This window comes from Methyloversatilis discipulorum (genome assembly GCF_018780585.1).
GTDB classification, from domain to species: domain Bacteria; phylum Pseudomonadota; class Gammaproteobacteria; order Burkholderiales; family Rhodocyclaceae; genus Methyloversatilis; species Methyloversatilis discipulorum_B.
In genome coordinates this window covers 147,459-164,939 of record NZ_JADMJL010000016.1, presented here as the reverse complement: position 1 = coordinate 164,939, position 17,481 = coordinate 147,459, and the positions used below count along the sequence as shown (strand labels likewise).

Here is a 17,481-nt window from a genome sequence, read left to right as displayed (position 1 = left end):
GTCACTCCCGCTCATCGCATATCGGCCACGGACGTGGCTTTCAAGACATCGGCCGGACGCGCCGAGGTGGTCCGGCGGGCACACCGGCTGACACCGCTCGAACGCGCGGTGCTGATAGTCGCCGACGGGCGGCAGGATTTTGCCGGCCTGCTTGCCGCTCTCGGCCGGGAGGCCAGCGGCGACATCGAGGCGGCGGCCGCGTTGACCCGGCTGATCGAACTCGGACTGCTCGACATCGAGCGACCGGCGCCGGTCGCCTCCGCCGGGCGGAAGTCGCTGGCGCTGGCCCGCCTCTATCTGATCGAAAGTGTGGAGCGCGCCTTGCGCGGACAGACCGACGCGCTGAAACCGCTGCTGCGCGACGCGACCGACGAGGCGGGCGTCCGCCGTGCGTTGCTGGCCTGCGAGAAGGCGCTTCTGGATGCGGGTGCGGCCCGGCAGGCCAGCCTGATCCGCGCGCGCTGTCTGGAACTGCTGCCGTGACCTGCGCGCCGGCGCTACCGCCCCGCCCGCAGGATCAGCCCGACAAGGCAGCGCGCAGCAGCGGCCCCTTGATGATGCGCTCGAGCTTGTCGGCGTAAGCCGGGTCGGTGGCGTAACCCGCCTGCTGCAGCCCGCGGGCGAAACTGCCAGCGTCCTGCGCACCGAGCACGCGGGCGTAGCGCGGTTGGTTCTGCAACAGACGGGCGTAGTCGGCGAAGCTTTCTTCGTAGGAGCCGTAACTGCGGAAGGCATCCGTCTGTTTGGTCCAGCGGCCGTCGATGAACTCGCTGGCCGAAACGGTGACGGTCTGCCCCTGCCAGCTGCTGCCGGCCTTGATATTGAAAAGGTTGTGGCTGGGCGTACCGTCGGCCGACGTCAGTTCGGCCCGGCCCCAGCCGGTTTCGAGCGCGGCCTGGGCAACCAGGAACTGCGCCGGAATGCCCGTCGCGCGACTGGCCGACAGCGCGGCCGGCCATACCCGCTCGACGAAGGCACGCGCGTGCTCCGGCACATCGCGGTTCCTGACCGGCGCAAGTTCGGCCAATGCCGCTTCGAGATCGGCAGCAGCGGCCGCTTCGCCCGGCTGCAGACTCTGCCGCAGGGCGGCAGAGCTTGCCGCCGCCGGCATCCGCGGCAAGCCCTGGAACAGTCCGGCTTCGGACAACGGCTTCAGTTCCGGCCTCACCGAGGTATCGGCACTGTTCGCGTTCGCCGACAGCTGCCGTTCGAGCACGCGCGCCAGCCCGGTACCGCCGCCTTCAGTCATGACCTGGGCCCACTGCTGGTCCAGCATGTCCTGGTACATCTTGCTTTCCTGCCCGCCGAACAGTTCGTCGCCGTGCGAGGCCTCGCGCATCGACTTGATCACCACCTGCAGGAACATCGCCTCGAACTGCTTGGCTGCGGCCTTCAGCGCCTCCGGCGAGTTGTCGCGCGCCGCGCGGCGCAGCACGTCCAGACCGCGCACGTCGGCGGCCAGCGTGTTGAGCGCGGCGTTCTCCATCAGATCACTTCCAGTTCGGCGCGCAGCGCACCGGCCGCCTTCATCGCCTGCAGGATGATGATGAGATCCTGCGGATTGGCCCCCAGCGCGTTGAGCGCACGGACGACTTCAGACAGGTTGGCGCCCTTCTTCACATTGATCAGCGCGCTGCCTTCCTGCTGGATGTCGATCTGGTTGCGCTCCGCCACCACGGTCTGCCCGCCGGACAGCGGTGCGGGCTGGCTGATCACCGGCTCGGAACTGACGGTGACCGACAGGTTGCCGTGTGCGACCGCACAGCTGTCGAGCGTCACGGCCTGATTCATCACCACCGAACCGGTGCGCGAATTGACAATCACCTTGGCAGCCTGCTGCGCCGGCGTGACGTCGAGATTCTCGATGCGGCTCATGAAGGCGACGCGCTGGTTCGGGTCCAGCGGTGCGCGCACCTGGATACGCCGGGCGTCGACCGCCACCGCGGTGCCGGGGCCGGCACTGGCGTTGATCGCATCGACCATGCGCTGCGTGGTGCCGAAATCGGTGGTGTGGGTTTCGAGATTGATGAAATCGCCCTCGCCCACCGCCGTCGGCACCGCGCGCTCGACCGTGGCGCCACCGGCAATACGGCCCACCGACAGATGATTGATGGTGACGGACGAGCCGCCGGCCGAGGCGCCAGCGCCGCCGACCACCACATTGCCCTGGGCCATGCCGTAGATCTGGCCGTCCGCGCCCTTGAGCGGCGTCATCACGAGGGTGCCGCCGCGCAGGCTCTTGGCGTTGCCCATCGACGACACGGTCACGTCCATCGCCTGACCGGGCCGCGCGAAGGGCGGCAGGCTGGCGGTCACCATCACCGCCGCGACGTTCTTCAACTGCAGGTTCTGCCCGGGCGGCAAGGTCACACCCATGTTGCCGAGCATGTTGATCACGCTCTGCACGGTAAATGGCGTCTGCGTCGTCTGGTCACCCGAACCGTCGAGGCCGACCACCAGACCGTAGCCGACAAGCTGGTTGTTGCGCACGCCCGACAGCGACGCGAGATCCTTGATGCGCTCGGCGCTGACCGGCATCGCGGCCAGCAGTGCGAGCAGGAGGAATGTGGTGAAGCGCTTCATTTCGGTTCGCCTTCCGGGCGGCAGTACAGTGCCTTTTATACGCCGGCGACCAGGAACCCGATGGCCGGAAAAGAGGGCTGATTCCTCATCACAGCGGCAGGAAGCTCAGGAAGAAGCGGCCCAGCCAGCCCATCACCTGCGCCTCGTCGATATAGCCGGTGGCGCGGTACTCGATGCGTGCATCGGCCACCTGGGTGGACTGCACCGTGTTCGCCGCGGTCACCTGGGTCGGATTCACGACGCCGGAGAAGCGGATGTACTCGTCGCCCTGATTGATCGCGACCTTCTTTTCGCCGGACACCAGCAGGTTGCCGTTCGGAAGCACCTCGATCACGGTGACGGTGATGGTGCCAGTGAAGTTGTTGTCGGCCGAGGACGCGCCCTTGCCGGCGAACACGTTCTCGCTGTTCGCCTGCACGCCGATGCCCTGTGCGCCCTTGAGCGGCACGCCGGCGATGCGCGGCACGCTGACCTCGATGTCCTGCGAGCGGTCCGCCGAGCTCGACGACTTCTTCGCCGCCTGCGTGCGCTCGCTCAGGTTGATCACCAGCGTGTCGCCGACCATGCGCGCGCGACGATCCTCGAACAGCGGTCGCACGGCGCCCGGCTGGAAGATCGCGCCGGCGTTGGTCTGATACTGCGGACGCGGCTCCGGACGTACCGTCATCGGCTGATGCACCGCGGTCGGCGGCGTCGTCGTGACGCAGCCGGCAAGCATTGCCGCAACGACCAGCACCACGGCAAAACCTGCGCAGCGGGCGGCAAGGTGAAGGCGTTGGGCATTCATGGTGGTCTCCGCCGGATCTCTTAGAGCTGGGTCAGTCGGGCCAGCATCTGGTCCGACGTCTGGATGGCGCGCGAGTTGATTTCGTAGGCGCGCTGGGTCTGGATCATGTTCACCAGTTCCTCGACCACGTTCACGTTCGACGTTTCAACGAAGCCCTGATTGAGCAGGCCGGCGCCATTGGTGCCCGGGGTGTTCGGCGTCGGCACGCCGCTGGAGGCGGTTTCGACGAACAGGTTCTCGCCGACGCTCTGCAGGCCTCCGGTATTCACGAAGGTCGCCAGTTGCAGCTGGCCGATCTGGGTCGGCGCATTCTGGCCGGCCTGCAGCACGCTCACCACGCCATCACGGCCGATGGTGACCGACACCGCGTCAGCCGGAATGGTGATCTGCGGCTGCACTGGGAAGCCGCTGGACGTCACCATGACGCCCTGCGCATCCTTCTGGAAGGCACCGTCACGGGTGTAGGACAATGTGCCGTCCGGCATCTGGATCTGGAAGAAGCCTTCGCCCTGGATAGCCACGTCGAGCGTGCCGCCGGTCTGCTGGATATTGCCTTGCGTGTGGATACGTTCGGTCGCCACCGGACGCACGCCGGTACCGATCTGCAGGCCCGACGGAATGGTGTTCTGCTGCGTGTTCAGCGCGCCCGGCTGACGCATGGTCTGGTACAGCAGATCCTCGAACACGGCGCGGGCACGCTTGAAACCGTTGGTACTGACGTTCGCGAGGTTGTTGGTGATGACATCGAGCTGAGTCTGATGTGCATCCATGCCGGTGCGGGCAATCCACAGCGAGCGAATCATGTTCGGTTACTCCGGTTGTCAGTTGTTGCCCAGAACCTGCGAGGCAGCCTGGTCGTTGCGTTCGGCGGTCTGCAGCATCTTGGTCTGCATCTCGAACTGGCGGGACAGCGAAATCATCGCCACCACCTGATCGACCACATTCACATTGCTGCCTTCGAGGTAGCCACCGACGACACGCACGTTCTGTGCCTGCGGCTGCAGTCCGGGTGCAGTGGAGCGGAACAGGCCGTCGTCGCCGCGCTTGAGTGTGTTCTCGGGCGGATCGACCAGCTTCAGGCGGCCGATCGGGTTGACCTGGTTCACACCGCCGGTGCGCTGCACGGCAGACAGCGTGCCGTCGGCACCCAGCGTCACCTCGGTGTCCGGCGGCACGGTGATCGGACCGGTCTCGCCCTGAAGAGGAATGCCCTCATGGTTCTGCAGGATGCCGGTCGGGCTGACCTGGAAGTGGCCGTTGCGCGTGTAGGCCTCGGTGCCGTCGGGCATGGCCAGCGTGAACCAGCCCTTGCCCTGAATCGCCATGTCGTACGAACGCCCGGTCTGCTGCAGCGCGCCCGGGGTGTAGTCGTTCTTGACGCTGGCGTCGATGACGAAGGCGCGCGACGCGAACGCCTCGGTCTGCACCTGAACGGCACGCAGACGATGTTCCTCCGCGCGATAGCCGGTGGTCGATGCATTGGCGAGATTGTGGGCGACCGAAGCCTGGCGCTCCATCGTCCATTTCGCGCCGGTCATCGCGGTGTAGATCACGCGGTCCATGACAGCTCCTCAGTGCGCGTCAGCGCAGGTTCACCAGCGTCTGCATGATCTGATCCTGCGTCTTGATCGACTGCGCGTTCGCCTGATAGGCGCGCTGCTGCGTGATCATGTTCACCAGTTCGGCGGTGAGATCGACGTTGGAATCCTCGACCGCGCCCGGCTGCAGACCGCCGCGATTGCCGGTGCCGGGTTCACCAACGGCCGGCGGACCGGAGAACGAGGTTTCCGCCCAGGCATTGCTGCCCAGTTGCACCATGCCATCCGGGTTCTGGAACGAGGCGAGCACGACCTGACCCAGCGTGCGCGATTGGCCATTGGTATAGCGGCCCTGGATGATGCCCTCCGGCGACACGCTGAGGCCGGACAGCCGGCCCGAGGTATAGCCATCCTGCGCCACGGCATTCACGCTGAACGTGGTGCCGTACTGGGTCGAGTTGCCGAGGTTGAGATCGAAAGTCAGCGGGCTGGTGGCACCGGTGGTGATTGCGAAGGACTGTGCCACCGTGGACGGCCCGACCAGACCGCCGTTGGAATTGAAAGTGAGGGTGGTCGCCGCCGTCGGCGCGCCACCGTCCAGCGTCGTGTAGAGATCCCACTCGTTCGGCGTGGCCGACTTCACGAAGTACATCGACATCACATGCGGATTGCCGAGCGAATCGTAGGTGGTCATCGAGGTCGAGTACGAGAAGCTCGACGTGTCGGCGGTCGAGAACGGCGCCGTTGCCGGCGGCGACAGTCGTGAATCGAGGTTGACCGCCAGGTCGGCCGCCGTGGTCGACGTCGGCTCGGCGCCGGACAGCGCGGTGTCGATGCGCAGGTCGATCGGCGCCGTCACCACGATGTTGTCGTTGGCGTCGGTGCCGTAGCCAGTGAGCCGGTAACCGGAGCCATTGACGATGTAGCCCTGCTTGTCGACCGAGAACTGGCCGTTGCGCGTGTAGAGCACGTCGCCGTTGTCGCTCATCCGGAAGAAGCCCTCACCGTTGATGGCGATATCCAGCGGATTGCTGGTGACGGTGATGTTGCCCTGCGAGAACTGCTGGGCAACGCCATTCACCCGCGCGCCGATACCGATCTGGGCCGAACCGCCGCCGCCCAGCGTGGTCGCGTAGATGTCGGCAAATTGTGCCTGCGACTGCTTGAAACCCACGGTGGTCGAGTTCGCGACGTTGTTGCTGATCGCGTCGAGCGCCTTGGAGGCGATGTTCAGTCCGGAAAGTCCTTGCTGGAAGGCCATGATTCAACTCCCGATCAGTAGATCTGCTTGATGTCGTTCATCGTGACCAGCCCTTGCTGGCCCACATTCAGGCGGGTAACGCCGCCGGTGCGCTCGACGCTGCCGACCACCGCGAGTTCGAGCGGCGTGCTGGTCAGCGTCTTGCCTCCCTGCACCGCTTTCACGGAGAAGGAGTACGAGCCATCCTGAGCAACTGCCGTGCCAGAGTTGTCCTTGCCGTCCCAGACGAATTGCGTGATGCCGGCCTCCTGATCGCCCAGTGCCATCTCGCGGACGATCACGCCGTTTGCGCCCTTGATGGTGACGACGACGTCGTCGGCAGGTGTGGTCAGCTCCACGCCGCCCATCGACTGTCCTTCGACCAGCTTCAGGTCTGAACCTTCGATCAGCACGGCGTGACCGACCAGCGCCGTCGCCTGCAGGTGCTGTGCATCGCTGGTGCTCTCCATCATCTTTTCCAGCGTGCTGTTGAGTTTGGTGATGCCATCGACGGTGCTGATCTGCGCCAGTTGCGAAGTGACCTGCGCGTTGTCCATCGGGCTGAGCGGATCCTGCATTCTGAGCTGCGTGGTGAGCAGCATCAGGAAGCGGTTCTGTGCCGCGTCGAGTTCGGACGTTGCCTGCTTCTGCGTAGTGTTCAGCGAGCTGTAGAGGTCGGCGGCAGAATTGCCATTGACGGGATTGGTGGCCATGGCGTTGTCCTTACTGTCCGATGGTGAGGGTCTTGAGCATCAGCTGCTTCGCGGTATTCATCATTTCCGCATTGGTCTGATAGGAGCGGGAGGCGGAGATCATGTTGACCATCTCCTCCACGACATTGACGTTGGGCATCTGCACGTAGCCGTCGGCGTTGGCGGCCGGGTTGGTCGGGTCGTAGGTGCTACGAAGCGGCGCCGCGCTCTCGACGATCTGCGTCACGCGCACACCGCTGGCTTCGCTGCCGTCGGCGATCGGCTTCATCTCGAACACCACCTGCTTGGCGCGGTAGGGCTGGCCGTTGGCCGTGGTGACCGAGTCGGCGTTGGCGAGATTGCTGGACGTCGTGTTCAGTCGCACCGACTGCGCGGTCAGTGCGGAACCGGCGATGCCGAACACGTTGAACATGTTTCCTGCCATGGTTCAGCCTCCTTACTGGCCCTGGATCGCCTGCTGCATCGTGCGCAGGCGACCGCTGATGAAGGTGAGCAGCGCTTCGTACTGCACCGAGTTCTCGGCAAATGCCGCGCGCTCGACGTCCATATCGACGGTGTTGCCATCGACGCTGGACTGCGTTTCGGTGCGGTACTTCATCGACTGGTCGAGTGCACCGCTGCCCTTGGCTTCGATGTGCGAGCTGGAAGTACGCGCCAGTTCCACCGGACCACCGAGCTTGCCGCCCAGCGCACTTTCGAGCGCGCTCCTGAATTCGATATCGCGTGCCTTGTAGTGCGGCGTATCCGCGTTGGCGATGTTCGACGCCAGCTGCTGCTGGCGTGCGGCACGCACGCCGAGGGCGGCTTGATGCAGGTTGAGATGTCGGTCGAGAGGTGTCGGCATGATGTGCAGTCCATTGCAGCTATCGTGCCAATGACTTTAAGCGCCGCGGTGCTGCCGGAAACGGCAAAAAAGGACTGTTCGCACCCCGCCTTTCCTCGTCTTCTGCCGCCTCGAAGCGGCAAGGTTTGCCGCGCAAAACCGAGCAACCCGCCTTCAAACCCTTGCCGGGAAAGGAATTTCTCTGCGGCAACGGACGCACGGCTCGCTCCGGGCACCGCGCAGCGGAACAGAACCGTGCTTCACCCGCTATTTCCGGCATCGACCTTGCAAGCAGCGTGATCGAATGCATCCATCGCCAGGAGATCCGCCCATGTTCCGTCGTCCTCTTCTCATGCTGCTGCTTGCCCTGTGCTCCAGCGCGCAGGCACAGACCTCACCGGAGGCGCTGCGCGCTACCGTGAGCCAGTTCCTGACCGCGCAGGCGGCAAGCATGCCGGGCAAGGCTGTGCTCGAAGTCGGTCAGCCGGACGCGCGTATCGCACTGGCTGCCTGCACGGCGCACGACGCCTTCCTGCCGCCGGGCGCCCGCCCCTGGGGTCGCGTCAGCGTCGGCGTGCGCTGCCTCGCCGGCGCCAACTGGACCATCTACATTCCGTCGCGCGTTCGCATCGAAGGTGACTATCTGGTCGCAGCGCGCGCACTGGGCCGTGGCCAGGTGGTGGCCGACGGCGATTACGCCTTCATGCGCGGCGACCTGACGGAACTGCCGCCGAACATGATTACCGATCCGCAGCAGGCCATCGGGCAGTCGGTGAATGTCGCCATCGGTGCCGGCCAGCCGCTGCGCGCCGACTGGCTGCGCGCACCGGTCGCCGTGCAACAGGGGCAGATCGTGAAACTGTTCGCACGCGGCAACGGCTTCTCGGTCAGTCACGATGGCCGTGCGCTGGCCACCGCGCAGTCAGGTCAGACAGTGCAGATCCGCACCGGCAGCGGTCAGGTGGTGAGCGGCGTAGCACGTCCGGGCGGTCTTGTCGAAGTGATCTATTAGGGTCTGTTGCCATTGAATCGCGAACCGCGTTTGCAGCGCGCGAGGCACGGGCAAGGCGTGCGACATAGTCGAGACTGGCCGTCTCGACAAGGAGCGCAACGCGGTCCGTGCCTCGCACGCTGCAAACCCGAAGGGCGCGAGTCCCGATGCGCCCAGCTCCGCGTTGGGCCTCCTGGCCTGACGGCCAGTCAGCCGGCGTCGGCCCGCCTTGATCCGGACGCATCGGGATTCGCGCGCGGCACGCGATTCAATGGCAACAGACCCTATGGGAACTGTTCAACTGCGGGCCGCCTCGGTGCTTGATATAGTGCGAATCAGGCATCGGTGTAAGACGGCTCCCTACAAAAAGTTCTAAAGTTTTGTCGTGTCGTCGTCGTAATACCGATCGAACGTCTTCTGAAAGGGTTCATCGTGAAAATCGACGGAACTGGAAAGCCGCTTGGTCCGACTTCAACTTCGACCACGCGCAACTCGTCGGGCAACACCCCGACCAATTCGACTTCGGCCACGCCTTCCGCGGGTGCCCAGGTCGATGTTTCGAGCACCTCCTCGCGTCTGCGCGAGCTCGAATCGACCATTGCCAATGTGCCGGTGGTCGACAGCGCTCGCGTCGATGAAATCAAGCAGGCCATTGCCGACGGTCGCTTCAAGGTCAACGCCGATCGCGTGGCCGACAGCCTGATCGAAAGCGTGCGTCAGATGCTGAATACGCGCCCGGCGACCTGATGACCCAGAACGAACTGGCCGCGCAGATTTCCGCGCGACTGTCCGTACTGATGACCGAGGAGGTCGCGTCCTTGCGCACCGCCATCGGCCATCTCGATGCCGAGCGCCGCGCGCTCGAATCCGGTGACGTCGATACCCTGCCCGTGCTTGCCGCACGCAAGTCGGAGGTCTACGGCCGCCTCGCGCAGTTGGGCGATGCGCGCACGGCGCTGCTCGCGCGTGCCGGCGTGAAGCCGGCGAAGGCCGACATCGACGCACTGTTCGCCAGCGGACCGGAATGGACCGCCTGCCGCAAACCTTTTGCCGACCTGCTCGAATTGGCCCGCGAAGCGCACGACGCGAATCTGGCGAACGGGTTGATGATCCGGGCGCAGATGAAGTCCAGCCAGCAGGCGCTGGCTGTGCTGATGTCGGCCGCCGAGCAGGCGTCGACCTACGGGCCGGACGGTCAGGCGATGGCACGCACCAGCCGTCGATCCTTCGGCAGCGCCTGAGCACTGCGGGGCGCAACACCCGCTTACACCCGCACGACATGGCTTGACCCGGCGACACAGCGTGTTTGCCGGTGGCTGTCATCGTGGCCGCCTGTTCCACAGCCCCGGCCACATGCCATGCCCGTTTCCCGCACCCTCCCGCTGCTCAGCCTCGTGCTGCTGATGACCGCCTGCGCCTCCGCACCGGACGGCGACTTCGACCGCTCACGACGCGGGCCTCCGGCCGAGGCGCGCAGCGGGGGCAGTGCCGGTGTCGTCGACGATCTGCAGACGCAACTGGCCGAGGTGGAGCAGAGCTTGGCGCTGACACCTCTTCAGCAGCCCCTGTGGGAGCGTTACCGCGAGACGATAGGCGCGTTGATGGCAGACCAGCTGCGGCTCGACCCGCGCCCAGTCACACGCGTCGACGCAGTGAAGCAGATCGGTCGCAAGGTCGATGTGGTCCGCAACCGGCTGGTCGCGATGGAAGACATCGCCGAGGCGGCGGAACTGCTGTACGGCACGCTCGACCCCAGCCAGCGTCGCGTCGCCGACCGGCTGCTGCCGGGCACGGTGCCGGCGCTGTACTCCGGCCTGCCCGGCCGGGGAGCCGAGGACGGGTCGGCGCGCGACCGCGGTGGCGAGCGCGGCGGACCGCCTCCGGGCGGGCGCCGCGAGCGGGCGCAGTGATCAGAGCCTGGGGAAGCTCGAACCGAGGCTGCCCTCGGGCACCTCGACCGGTGCGTTCGCAGGCGCACCATTGAGCGCCGCCCGGTCGGTCGAATAGGTTTCGATGCGGATGGACACACGACGATTCTTCGCCCGTCCCTGTTCGCTGTCGTTGCCGGCAATCGGCCGCTGATCGGCAAGTCCTGCCGCGGTCAGCCTTGCCGGAATGATGCCCTGCTCCTCGAACACCTGGGTCACCGCCGCCGCACGCAGCGCCGACAGCGACCAGTTCGACATGCCGCGCCCGGTGGCCGGCACGTTGTCCGTGTGTCCTTCGATCACCAGCGGAAAATCGCTGTACAGCAGCACGCCCGCCACCGCCGCGATGATGTCGCGCGCCGCCGGTTCCAGCGTCGCGTCGCCGCGGCCGAACAGGAAGGTGGCGTCGAGATCGACGGTAATGCCGAGCGCACCGTCGGTCACCGTGGCCTGGCCGTCCTGCGTCAGCGCCGACAGCGCCTGCGTCAGTTCGGTCATCGTGCGCTGCGCGCGCTCGCGTCTTTCTTTTTCCTTCGCTGCGGCTCGCGCCTGACGGACCTGGTCGAGCTCGATCTGCAGCGCGCTGCGCGGCGGCGCCACCGCAGGCAGCTCGATCAGCTGGACGCCGTCTCGGGCCGAAAACGCGCTGTTCAGCGATGCACTCAGCACCCGGTACTTGCTCTCGCTGACTTGGGAAATCGCGTACATGACGACGAAGAAGGCGAACAGCAAGGTGACCAGATCGGCATAGGAAACCAGCCAGCGGTCGTGATTCTCGTCCGACTCCGGCACGTAGCGACGCTTGCGTGGCGCGCTCACTCCGGCACCTGGGCAACGTAGCCGAGCAGCCGGCCCTCGATGATGCGCGGGTTGTCGCCGTTGGCGATGCCGACCAGGCCATCGACAAAGATTTCGCGCACCGCGATGAGCTGCGACACGTGGGTCTGCAGCTTGCGACCGATAGGCAGGAACACCAGATTGGCCGCACCAACGCCGTAGATGGTGGCGACGAAGGCGGTGGCGATGCCGGCGCCGAGCCGGGTCGGGTCAGCCAGGTTTTCCATCACATGAATCAGGCCCAGCACCGCGCCCATGATGCCTATGGTTGGCGAATAGCCGGCGGCAGAATCCCAGACACGGGCCGCCTGACGCAGGGTGTTCTCGTACGTCGTGATCTCGACTTCCATCACCTCGCGAAGGCGGGTTGCATCGGCGCCATCCACCAGCAGCTGCACGCCCTTGCGGTAGAACGGATCGGATTCGTTGCCCACCTGCTTTTCCAGCGCCAGGATGCCCTCGCGCCGCGACAGCTGCGCCCAGGCGACCAGTCTGCGGATCATGTCGTCCGGCACCTGGGACGGCGCGACGAAGGCCCAGCGCCCCATGCGCATGCCGCGCATGAAGATGGGGAAACGGGTCTGCAGCATGGTCGCGCCGAGCGTGCCACCGAGCACGATGACGAAAGCGGCCGGCTGGAACAGCGACGACAGGCTGCCACCCTCGAGCACCTGCCCGAGCATGATGGCAGCCAGACCGAGCAGCAGGCCGGCGATGCTGATGCGATCGACGCGCACGCGTACTCCGCTCAGCCGCGCGCCGCGATGCGGCTGCGCAGTCGGGCGATGGCCTGGCTGTGCAGCTGGCAGACGCGCGATTCGGATACGCCGAGGATTTCCCCGATCTCGCGCAGGTTCAGGTCTTCTTCGTAATAGAGACCCATCACCGTCTTTTCGCGGTCCGGCAGATCGCCGATGGCGCGTACCAGCACGTCGCGCATGTTCTTGTCGAGCAGTCGTTCGAGCGGATCGAGATCTTCCGTACCGACGCTGTGGCGGTCGAGGTAGTCATCGTCGTCGCCATCGGTGAAGTCCTCGAAATAGACCAGCTGATAGCCGCGCGCTTCCTGCAGCATCTTCTGGTACTCGGGCAGCGGCATGCCGAGCGATTCGGCCAGTTCGCCTTCGGTCGGCTGACGGCCCTTCTGCTGCTCCAGCGTGTGGATGGCGGTTTCGATGCGACGCATGTCGCGGCGCAGGCTGCGCGGCAGCCAGTCGTTCTCGCGCAGGCCGTCGAGCATGGCGCCGCGGATGCGCTGCACGGCATAGGTTTCGAACTGCGCGCCCAGCCCTTCCTCGTAGCGGCTCATCGCGTCGAGCAGGCCCAGCATGCCGTTCTGGATGATGTCCTCGACCTGCACGCTGGCCGGCAACTTGGCCATCAGGTGGTAGGCAATGCGCTTGACCAGCGGCGCGTAGTGCTTGGCAAGCTGGTCACGGTCCAGTGTTCCGGATGCGGTGTACATGTTTCGTCCTCTGCTGCGGGTCGCTTGTGCAGTCAGGCCACTTGGGCCGGGAATCCGTCTGCACGCCCTCCCCGGTCGCTGCGGTCACCCGCGAGCGCGTCGTCCAGGGCCGACAACATACCGGCTTTCTCCGCCTCGCGGGTCACGAAAAGCTTTTCGGCAAGATCGCGCCCGATCTTGAGGGCATCGTCACCCGCCGTGGCGAAAACCGGGCGCTGGTAGCCGCTCGGCAGGCAGCCCAGCCAGTGCAGCGCACTGCCCAGGTGTTCGCTCACCACGCCATTCAGGCTGGCAAAGGCCTGGCGGGCGTCGGCCACCGAGCGCGCGCGGCTGACGCCGACATGCACAGGACGGGCCGCCCCACCGGTCACCGGCGCATTCCCGGCGAGGTGACGCTTGATCAGCGCGTAGGCCGCGGTGATGCTGACGCCGGACGCGGCAGTGATCACCGCCAACCGGTCGGCACGACGGGCCAGCGCCGACAGCTGACCGTCGTCGAGCGCGCAGTCGATCACCAGCAGTTCGGTATCGCGGGTCAGTTCGACCAGCGCTTCGTCCAGCGCCTCGGTCTGCAGGCGGTTCAACTGTTTCGACGCGGCGGCGAGGCGGGCTGCCGGCACCACGGCCACGCCGTGTTGCGAGGCGATGCGCACCGAGGCGAGCGCGACGTCGCGGTTGATCGCCTGCAACAGGTCGATGCGCGAGGTCAGACCCAGCCGCGCGGTGGCCGAGCCGGCGCCCTGGTGTTCGTCGATCAGTGTCACGCGCAGGCCGCTGCGAGCCGCTTCGATGGCGGTCGCCAGCGCGATCGAGGTGCTGCCGACGCCGTCCATCGCGCCGGCGAAGGCGACGCGCTGCGTCGGGTAACGGCGGAACATGGCGCGCAGGCCAGCCGCCTGGTCGTGCATGAAATCAGCCACGGCTCACCTCGCTGCGCATGTCGCGACGCGAGGCAGCCATCAACAGGCCGGCGTCCTGCGGTGAGAGGTGTTGCGACGAGTCCTCGCCGGCGGCACGCAGCGCGCGGTGCATCAGGTAGGCGCGGTTGGGCAGGTGCAGATCTTCCGGCACGCGCTGGCCGTTGGCGACGTAGTACAGCGGCAGTTCGTGGCGCATCAGCACGTCGAGCACCGGGCCCAGCGTGACCGACTCATCGACCTTGCTGATGATGGCGCCAGCCAGATCGGCGCCACCATTCGGCGACGAGTAGGCGCGCACCACGTCGTCCAGCGCGTCGGCGCGGGCGACCGAGTTCAGCAGCAGCAGGCGGCGTACGTCGCCGCTCGACGACAGCATGGCGATCTGCTCGGCGACGGCGCGGTCGCGCTGGCTCATCCCGACGGTGTCGATCAGCACCATGTGCTTGTCGCGCAGTTCGACCAGCATGCGGCGCAGGTCGGAGGCGTCGCGCACCGCATGCACCGGCACGCCGAGGATGCGGCCATAGATGCGCAGCTGTTCGTGAGCGCCGATCCGGTAGCCGTCGGTGGTGAGCAGCGCCACCTTGTCGGCGCCGTGACGAACGACGCAGCGCGCCGCGAGCTTGGCGGTGGTGGTGGTCTTGCCGACGCCGGTCGGACCGACCAGCGCATAGACGCCGCCGCGGTCGATGATGTCGGCGTCGGAATTCAGCGTGATCAGGTCGCGGCCGATCAGCGTGCGCAGTTCATTGCGCGCGGCAGCCAGCGAGTCGGAACTGCTGAGCTGGTCGAGCAGCCGGTAGGTGGTTACCGCGCTGAATCCGGATTCAAGCATTTCGGCAGCCAGCGTGGTCTTGATCGGCGAGCTGCGCGACATTTCGCCCCAGGCGAAACCGGCCAGCTGCTGTTCGAGCATGCGACGGATGCTGCCCAGTTCCTCGCGCAGTGCGGCGTCAAGCTGCGGTGCCGGCTCGGACGCTTGCGCGGCGTGGCGTGGCGCCGCCTCGACAGCCGGTGCGGCACGACGCTGCGGCACTTCGGCGTGCGCTTCGAGGTGCTCGTTGGCCGGCACCTGCTGACGGCTGCGTGCCAGATCGCGCAATTCGCTCGGCGTCGCCGAACGCGGCTTGTACGGCTGCCAGGGCTTCGGCGCCCGCACTTCCTGCGCCGGAGCCGGCGCCAGTGCGACCTTGCGCGCAGCCAGGCTGCTCGACAGCGTCACCTCGAAATCCTCGTCGCCGTAGGGCCGGGACGAGGTCTGAAATGCGGACTGCGCTTCGGCGCGCGCGGCGGGTTGTGCGGCAGCACGCGCCACCGGTGCCACCGGCGCCGGTGCCGGCGCAGCGGCCGGCTTCTTCGTCGGTGCAGTCATGGCCTCCAGCGCATTCGCCGGCAGCGCGAGTATTTCCACGCCGCCCTCGACCGGTCGGTTCGACAACACGATGGCGTCGGGGCCGAGGTCTTCCTTGATGCGGCGCAGGGCGTCGCGGGCGGAGGCAGCGAGATATTTGCGAGGCGTCATGATTTGACTCCGATGACAGAGGTCACCTTGATGGTGCGTGTTTCAGGAACTTCGGAATTGGCGAGCACTTTCAGGCTGGGCACCGCCCGGCGCAGGAAGCGCGACAGCAGCCAGCGCAGCGGCGCCGGCACCAGCAGCACGGCCGGCAGACCCATTTCTTCCTGGTTCTGCGCGGTGCGCGCCACTTCATTCATCAGCGTGTCGGCCAGGCCCGGTTCGATCACCGAACCGTCGCCGCCGCCACCGAGCGCCTGACCGATCAGGCGCTCCAGACCCGGGTCGAGCACCATGACCTGGACGTCGGTATTGCCCGGGAACAGCTGCTGCACGATGGCGCGGCCCAGCGCCACCCGGACGCGTGAGGTCAGTTCGAGCGGGTCCTGCGTACGCGGCGCGTACTCGGCCAGCGTCTCGACGATGGAGCGCATGTCGCGGATCGCCACACCCTCCTCCAGCAGGCTCTGCAGCACGCGCTGCACCACCGCCAGCGGCAGCGCCTTCGGCACCAGATCCTCGACCAGCTTGGGCTGTTCGCGGCCGACGTGTTCAAGCAGCGCCTGCGCTTCCTGACGGCCGAACAGTTCGGCGGCGTGAGTCAGGATGAGATGGTTCAGGTGGGTGGCGATCACGGTGGCCGCATCGACGACGGTGTAGCCCAGCGCGTGCGCCTGTTCGCGCAGGCCTTGTTCGATCCACACCGCCGGCAGGCCGAAAGCCGGATCGCGTGCTTCGCGGCCCGGCAGCGAACCCGCCACGCGGCCCGGGTTGATCGCCATCAGGCTGCCCGGATAGGCCTCGCCACTGCCAACATCGACGCCCTTGAGCGTGATGCGGTAGCCGTTGGGTTTCAGTTCGAGGTTGTCGCGGATGTGCACCGGCGCAGTCAGGAAGCCGATTTCCGCCGCAAACTTCTTGCGCAGGCCACGGATGCGCTTGAGCAGCTCGCCGTCCTGGCCGCGATCGACCAGCGGAATGAGGCGGTAGCCGACTTCGAGGCCCAGCGTGTCGACCGGCACAACGTCGGTCCAGGCAGCTTCCTGCTGCTCGGGCGGCGTGACCGACTGCGCCGCTGCCTGCTCGGCCGCCTTTTTCTCCGCCGCCTCCTTCACCTTGGGCGACGCCGCCTTCTGCACTCCGCGCCAGGCGAGGTATCCGAGGCCGGCGGCGATCAGCAGGAAAACGAAATTGGGCATGCCGGGGATCATGCCCATCAGGCCCATGATGCCGGCGGAAATGCCGAGCACGCGCGGATCGCCGAACAGCTGACCGATCACCTGTCCGCCCACATCGCCGTCGTTGCCGACGCGCGACACCACGAGACCGGCGGCGATCGAAATGACCAGCGCCGGGATCTGCGCGACCAGACCGTCGCCGATGGTGAGCATCACGTAGGCCTTGGCGGCGCCGCCGGCGGTCATGTCGTGCTCCATCACGCCGATCAGCATGCCGCCCACCATATTGATGAGCAGAATGAGGATGCCGGCGATCGCGTCACCACGCACGAACTTGGACGCACCGTCCATCGAACCGTAGAAATCCGCCTCGTCGGCGATTTCCTTGCGCCGCCGGCGCGCTTCGTCCTCACCGATCAGGCCGGCGTTGAGGTCGGCGTCGATCGCCATCTGCTTGCCCGGCATCGCGTCCAGCGTGAAGCGGGCGCCCACCTCGGCGATCCGGCCGGCGCCTTTTGTAACGACGACGAAGTTGATGACGGTCAGGATGATGAAAACGATGATGCCGACCGCGTAGTTGCCGCCGACCAGGAAGTGGCCGAAGGCTTCGATCACCTTGCCGGCCGCATCCGGGCCGGTGTGGCCTTCGAGCAGAACGACCCGGGTGGAGGCCACGTTGAGCGACAGGCGCAGCAGCGTGGTCACCAGCAGGACCGACGGAAATACCGAGAAGTCGAGCGCCCGCGTTGTATACAGCGCCACCAGCATCACCATCACCGACATCGCGATGTTGAACGTGAAAAACACGTCCAGCACGAAGGTGGGCAGCGGCAGCACCATCATCGACAGGATGAGGACGATGAGCAGCGGCGCGGCCATCTGGGCGATGTTCGGGGAACCGATGACCTGACGGAACGAGAGGGACGTAGCCATGACGACATTTCATCGCAGGTGACGTCCAT

General features: G+C 66.3%; 20 protein-coding genes. 5 read left to right on the top strand and 15 right to left on the bottom strand.

The window, feature by feature from the left end; genetic code table 11:
• The first annotated feature begins 33 nt into the window (after positions 1-33).
• Positions 34-483 (top strand): hypothetical protein, encoded by a 450-nt coding sequence (locus tag IV112_RS06820; protein WP_304002157.1) that lies wholly within the window; start codon positions 34-36, stop codon positions 481-483.
• 34 nt (positions 484-517) lie between these two features.
• Here the strand turns inward: IV112_RS06820 and flgJ are convergent, their stop codons facing one another.
• The 9 genes from flgJ to flgB all read right to left on the bottom strand — a co-directional run bounded on the left by flgJ (position 518) and on the right by flgB (position 7,705).
• A complete protein-coding gene (gene flgJ / locus IV112_RS06815; RefSeq protein ID WP_304002155.1) occupies positions 518-1,486 on the bottom strand; it encodes a flagellar assembly peptidoglycan hydrolase FlgJ in 969 nt (322 codons plus the stop codon).
• Positions 1,486-2,583, bottom strand: a complete 1,098-nt coding sequence (locus tag IV112_RS06810; protein ID WP_304002152.1) for a flagellar basal body P-ring protein FlgI — start codon at positions 2,581-2,583, stop codon at positions 1,486-1,488. Before IV112_RS06810 ends, flgJ begins: the two co-directional genes overlap by 1 nt.
• Before the next feature lie 88 nt (positions 2,584-2,671).
• Positions 2,672-3,370, bottom strand: coding sequence for a flagellar basal body L-ring protein FlgH (locus tag IV112_RS06805; RefSeq protein ID WP_304002151.1), 699 nt, complete (start codon positions 3,368-3,370; stop codon positions 2,672-2,674).
• Between the two features lie 20 nt (positions 3,371-3,390).
• Positions 3,391-4,173 carry a flagellar basal-body rod protein FlgG gene (gene flgG, locus IV112_RS06800; RefSeq protein ID WP_024300873.1) on the bottom strand — a complete coding sequence of 261 codons (783 nt, stop codon included), beginning with the start codon at positions 4,171-4,173 and terminating at the stop codon, positions 3,391-3,393.
• An 18-nt stretch (positions 4,174-4,191) separates the two neighbouring features.
• A complete protein-coding gene (flgF, locus tag IV112_RS06795) occupies positions 4,192-4,932 on the bottom strand; it encodes a flagellar basal-body rod protein FlgF (protein ID WP_019917305.1) in 741 nt (246 codons plus the stop codon).
• Between the two features lie 19 nt (positions 4,933-4,951).
• On the bottom strand, positions 4,952-6,169 hold the full coding sequence (gene flgE, locus IV112_RS06790; RefSeq protein ID WP_304002147.1) for a flagellar hook protein FlgE: 1,218 nt from the start codon (positions 6,167-6,169) through the stop codon (positions 4,952-4,954).
• Between the two features lie 14 nt (positions 6,170-6,183).
• Positions 6,184-6,861, bottom strand: a complete 678-nt coding sequence (locus IV112_RS06785; protein ID WP_019917302.1) for a flagellar hook assembly protein FlgD — start codon at positions 6,859-6,861, stop codon at positions 6,184-6,186.
• A 10-nt stretch (positions 6,862-6,871) separates the two neighbouring features.
• Complete coding sequence (flgC, locus tag IV112_RS06780; protein WP_020165452.1) at positions 6,872-7,273, bottom strand: flagellar basal body rod protein FlgC; 402 nt, start codon at positions 7,271-7,273, stop codon at positions 6,872-6,874.
• 24 nt (positions 7,274-7,297) lie between these two features.
• Positions 7,298-7,705 (bottom strand): flagellar basal body rod protein FlgB, encoded by a 408-nt coding sequence (flgB, locus tag IV112_RS06775; RefSeq protein ID WP_019917300.1) that lies wholly within the window; start codon positions 7,703-7,705, stop codon positions 7,298-7,300.
• 310 nt (positions 7,706-8,015) lie between these two features.
• Between flgB and flgA the strand changes: the two genes are divergently transcribed.
• The 4 genes from flgA to IV112_RS06755 all read left to right on the top strand — a co-directional run bounded on the left by flgA (position 8,016) and on the right by IV112_RS06755 (position 10,585).
• Positions 8,016-8,696, top strand: coding sequence for a flagellar basal body P-ring formation chaperone FlgA (flgA, locus tag IV112_RS06770; protein ID WP_304002144.1), 681 nt, complete (start codon positions 8,016-8,018; stop codon positions 8,694-8,696).
• Between the two features lie 411 nt (positions 8,697-9,107).
• Positions 9,108-9,422, top strand: coding sequence for a flagellar biosynthesis anti-sigma factor FlgM (gene flgM, locus IV112_RS06765; RefSeq protein WP_019917298.1), 315 nt, complete (start codon positions 9,108-9,110; stop codon positions 9,420-9,422).
• Positions 9,422-9,916 carry a flagella synthesis protein FlgN gene (locus IV112_RS06760; RefSeq protein ID WP_304002140.1) on the top strand — a complete coding sequence of 165 codons (495 nt, stop codon included), beginning with the start codon at positions 9,422-9,424 and terminating at the stop codon, positions 9,914-9,916. Before flgM ends, IV112_RS06760 begins: the two co-directional genes overlap by 1 nt.
• 117 nt (positions 9,917-10,033) lie before the next feature.
• Positions 10,034-10,585 carry a Spy/CpxP family protein refolding chaperone gene (locus IV112_RS06755; protein WP_304002137.1) on the top strand — a complete coding sequence of 184 codons (552 nt, stop codon included), beginning with the start codon at positions 10,034-10,036 and terminating at the stop codon, positions 10,583-10,585.
• Here IV112_RS06755 and IV112_RS06750 read toward each other — a convergent pair whose 3' ends face one another.
• From IV112_RS06750 to flhA, 6 genes are read right to left on the bottom strand one after another with little or no spacing between them, the layout of a single operon-like run.
• Entirely contained in the window at positions 10,586-11,422 is an 837-nt protein-coding gene (locus IV112_RS06750; RefSeq protein ID WP_304002135.1) for a flagellar motor protein MotB, read from the bottom strand.
• Positions 11,419-12,177: a flagellar motor protein gene (locus tag IV112_RS06745; RefSeq protein WP_304002133.1), complete on the bottom strand. Its 759-nt coding sequence runs from the start codon at positions 12,175-12,177 to the stop codon at positions 11,419-11,421. The genes IV112_RS06750 and IV112_RS06745 overlap by 4 nt, the downstream gene beginning before the upstream one ends.
• Positions 12,178-12,188: 11 nt before the next feature.
• Entirely contained in the window at positions 12,189-12,905 is a 717-nt protein-coding gene (locus tag IV112_RS06740) for an RNA polymerase sigma factor FliA (protein WP_019917293.1), read from the bottom strand.
• A gap of 32 nt (positions 12,906-12,937) precedes the next feature.
• On the bottom strand, positions 12,938-13,825 hold the full coding sequence (locus IV112_RS06735) for a MinD/ParA family ATP-binding protein (protein ID WP_020165459.1): 888 nt from the start codon (positions 13,823-13,825) through the stop codon (positions 12,938-12,940).
• Complete coding sequence (gene flhF, locus IV112_RS06730; RefSeq protein WP_304002130.1) at positions 13,818-15,347, bottom strand: flagellar biosynthesis protein FlhF; 1,530 nt, start codon at positions 15,345-15,347, stop codon at positions 13,818-13,820. Before flhF ends, IV112_RS06735 begins: the two co-directional genes overlap by 8 nt.
• Positions 15,344-17,452, bottom strand: a complete 2,109-nt coding sequence (gene flhA / locus IV112_RS06725; protein ID WP_438362229.1) for a flagellar biosynthesis protein FlhA — start codon at positions 17,450-17,452, stop codon at positions 15,344-15,346. The genes flhF and flhA overlap by 4 nt, the downstream gene beginning before the upstream one ends.
• Positions 17,453-17,481 lie beyond the last annotated feature (29 nt).

Bases quoted from the DNA above. Each gene is read 5' to 3' on its own strand.
- flgJ (WP_304002155.1), bottom strand. From the start codon at position 1,486: ATGGAGAACGCCGCGCTCAACACGCTGGCCGCCGACGTGCGCGGTCTG.
- IV112_RS06810 (WP_304002152.1), bottom strand. From the start codon at position 2,583: ATGAAGCGCTTCACCACATTCCTCCTGCTCGCACTGCTGGCCGCGATG.
- IV112_RS06805 (WP_304002151.1), bottom strand. From the start codon at position 3,370: ATGAATGCCCAACGCCTTCACCTTGCCGCCCGCTGCGCAGGTTTTGCC.
- flgG (WP_024300873.1), bottom strand. From the start codon at position 4,173: ATGATTCGCTCGCTGTGGATTGCCCGCACCGGCATGGATGCACATCAG.
- flgF (WP_019917305.1), bottom strand. From the start codon at position 4,932: ATGGACCGCGTGATCTACACCGCGATGACCGGCGCGAAATGGACGATG.
- flgE (WP_304002147.1), bottom strand. From the start codon at position 6,169: ATGGCCTTCCAGCAAGGACTTTCCGGACTGAACATCGCCTCCAAGGCG.
- IV112_RS06785 (WP_019917302.1), bottom strand. From the start codon at position 6,861: ATGGCCACCAATCCCGTCAATGGCAATTCTGCCGCCGACCTCTACAGC.
- flgC (WP_020165452.1), bottom strand. From the start codon at position 7,273: ATGTTCAACGTGTTCGGCATCGCCGGTTCCGCACTGACCGCGCAGTCG.
- flgB (WP_019917300.1), bottom strand. From the start codon at position 7,705: ATGCCGACACCTCTCGACCGACATCTCAACCTGCATCAAGCCGCCCTC.
- flgA (WP_304002144.1), top strand. From the start codon at position 8,016: ATGTTCCGTCGTCCTCTTCTCATGCTGCTGCTTGCCCTGTGCTCCAGC.
- IV112_RS06760 (WP_304002140.1), top strand. From the start codon at position 9,422: ATGACCCAGAACGAACTGGCCGCGCAGATTTCCGCGCGACTGTCCGTA.
- IV112_RS06755 (WP_304002137.1), top strand. From the start codon at position 10,034: ATGCCCGTTTCCCGCACCCTCCCGCTGCTCAGCCTCGTGCTGCTGATG.
- IV112_RS06740 (WP_019917293.1), bottom strand. From the start codon at position 12,905: ATGTACACCGCATCCGGAACACTGGACCGTGACCAGCTTGCCAAGCAC.
- flhF (WP_304002130.1), bottom strand. From the start codon at position 15,347: ATGACGCCTCGCAAATATCTCGCTGCCTCCGCCCGCGACGCCCTGCGC.
- flhA (WP_438362229.1), bottom strand. From the start codon at position 17,452: ATGGCTACGTCCCTCTCGTTCCGTCAGGTCATCGGTTCCCCGAACATC.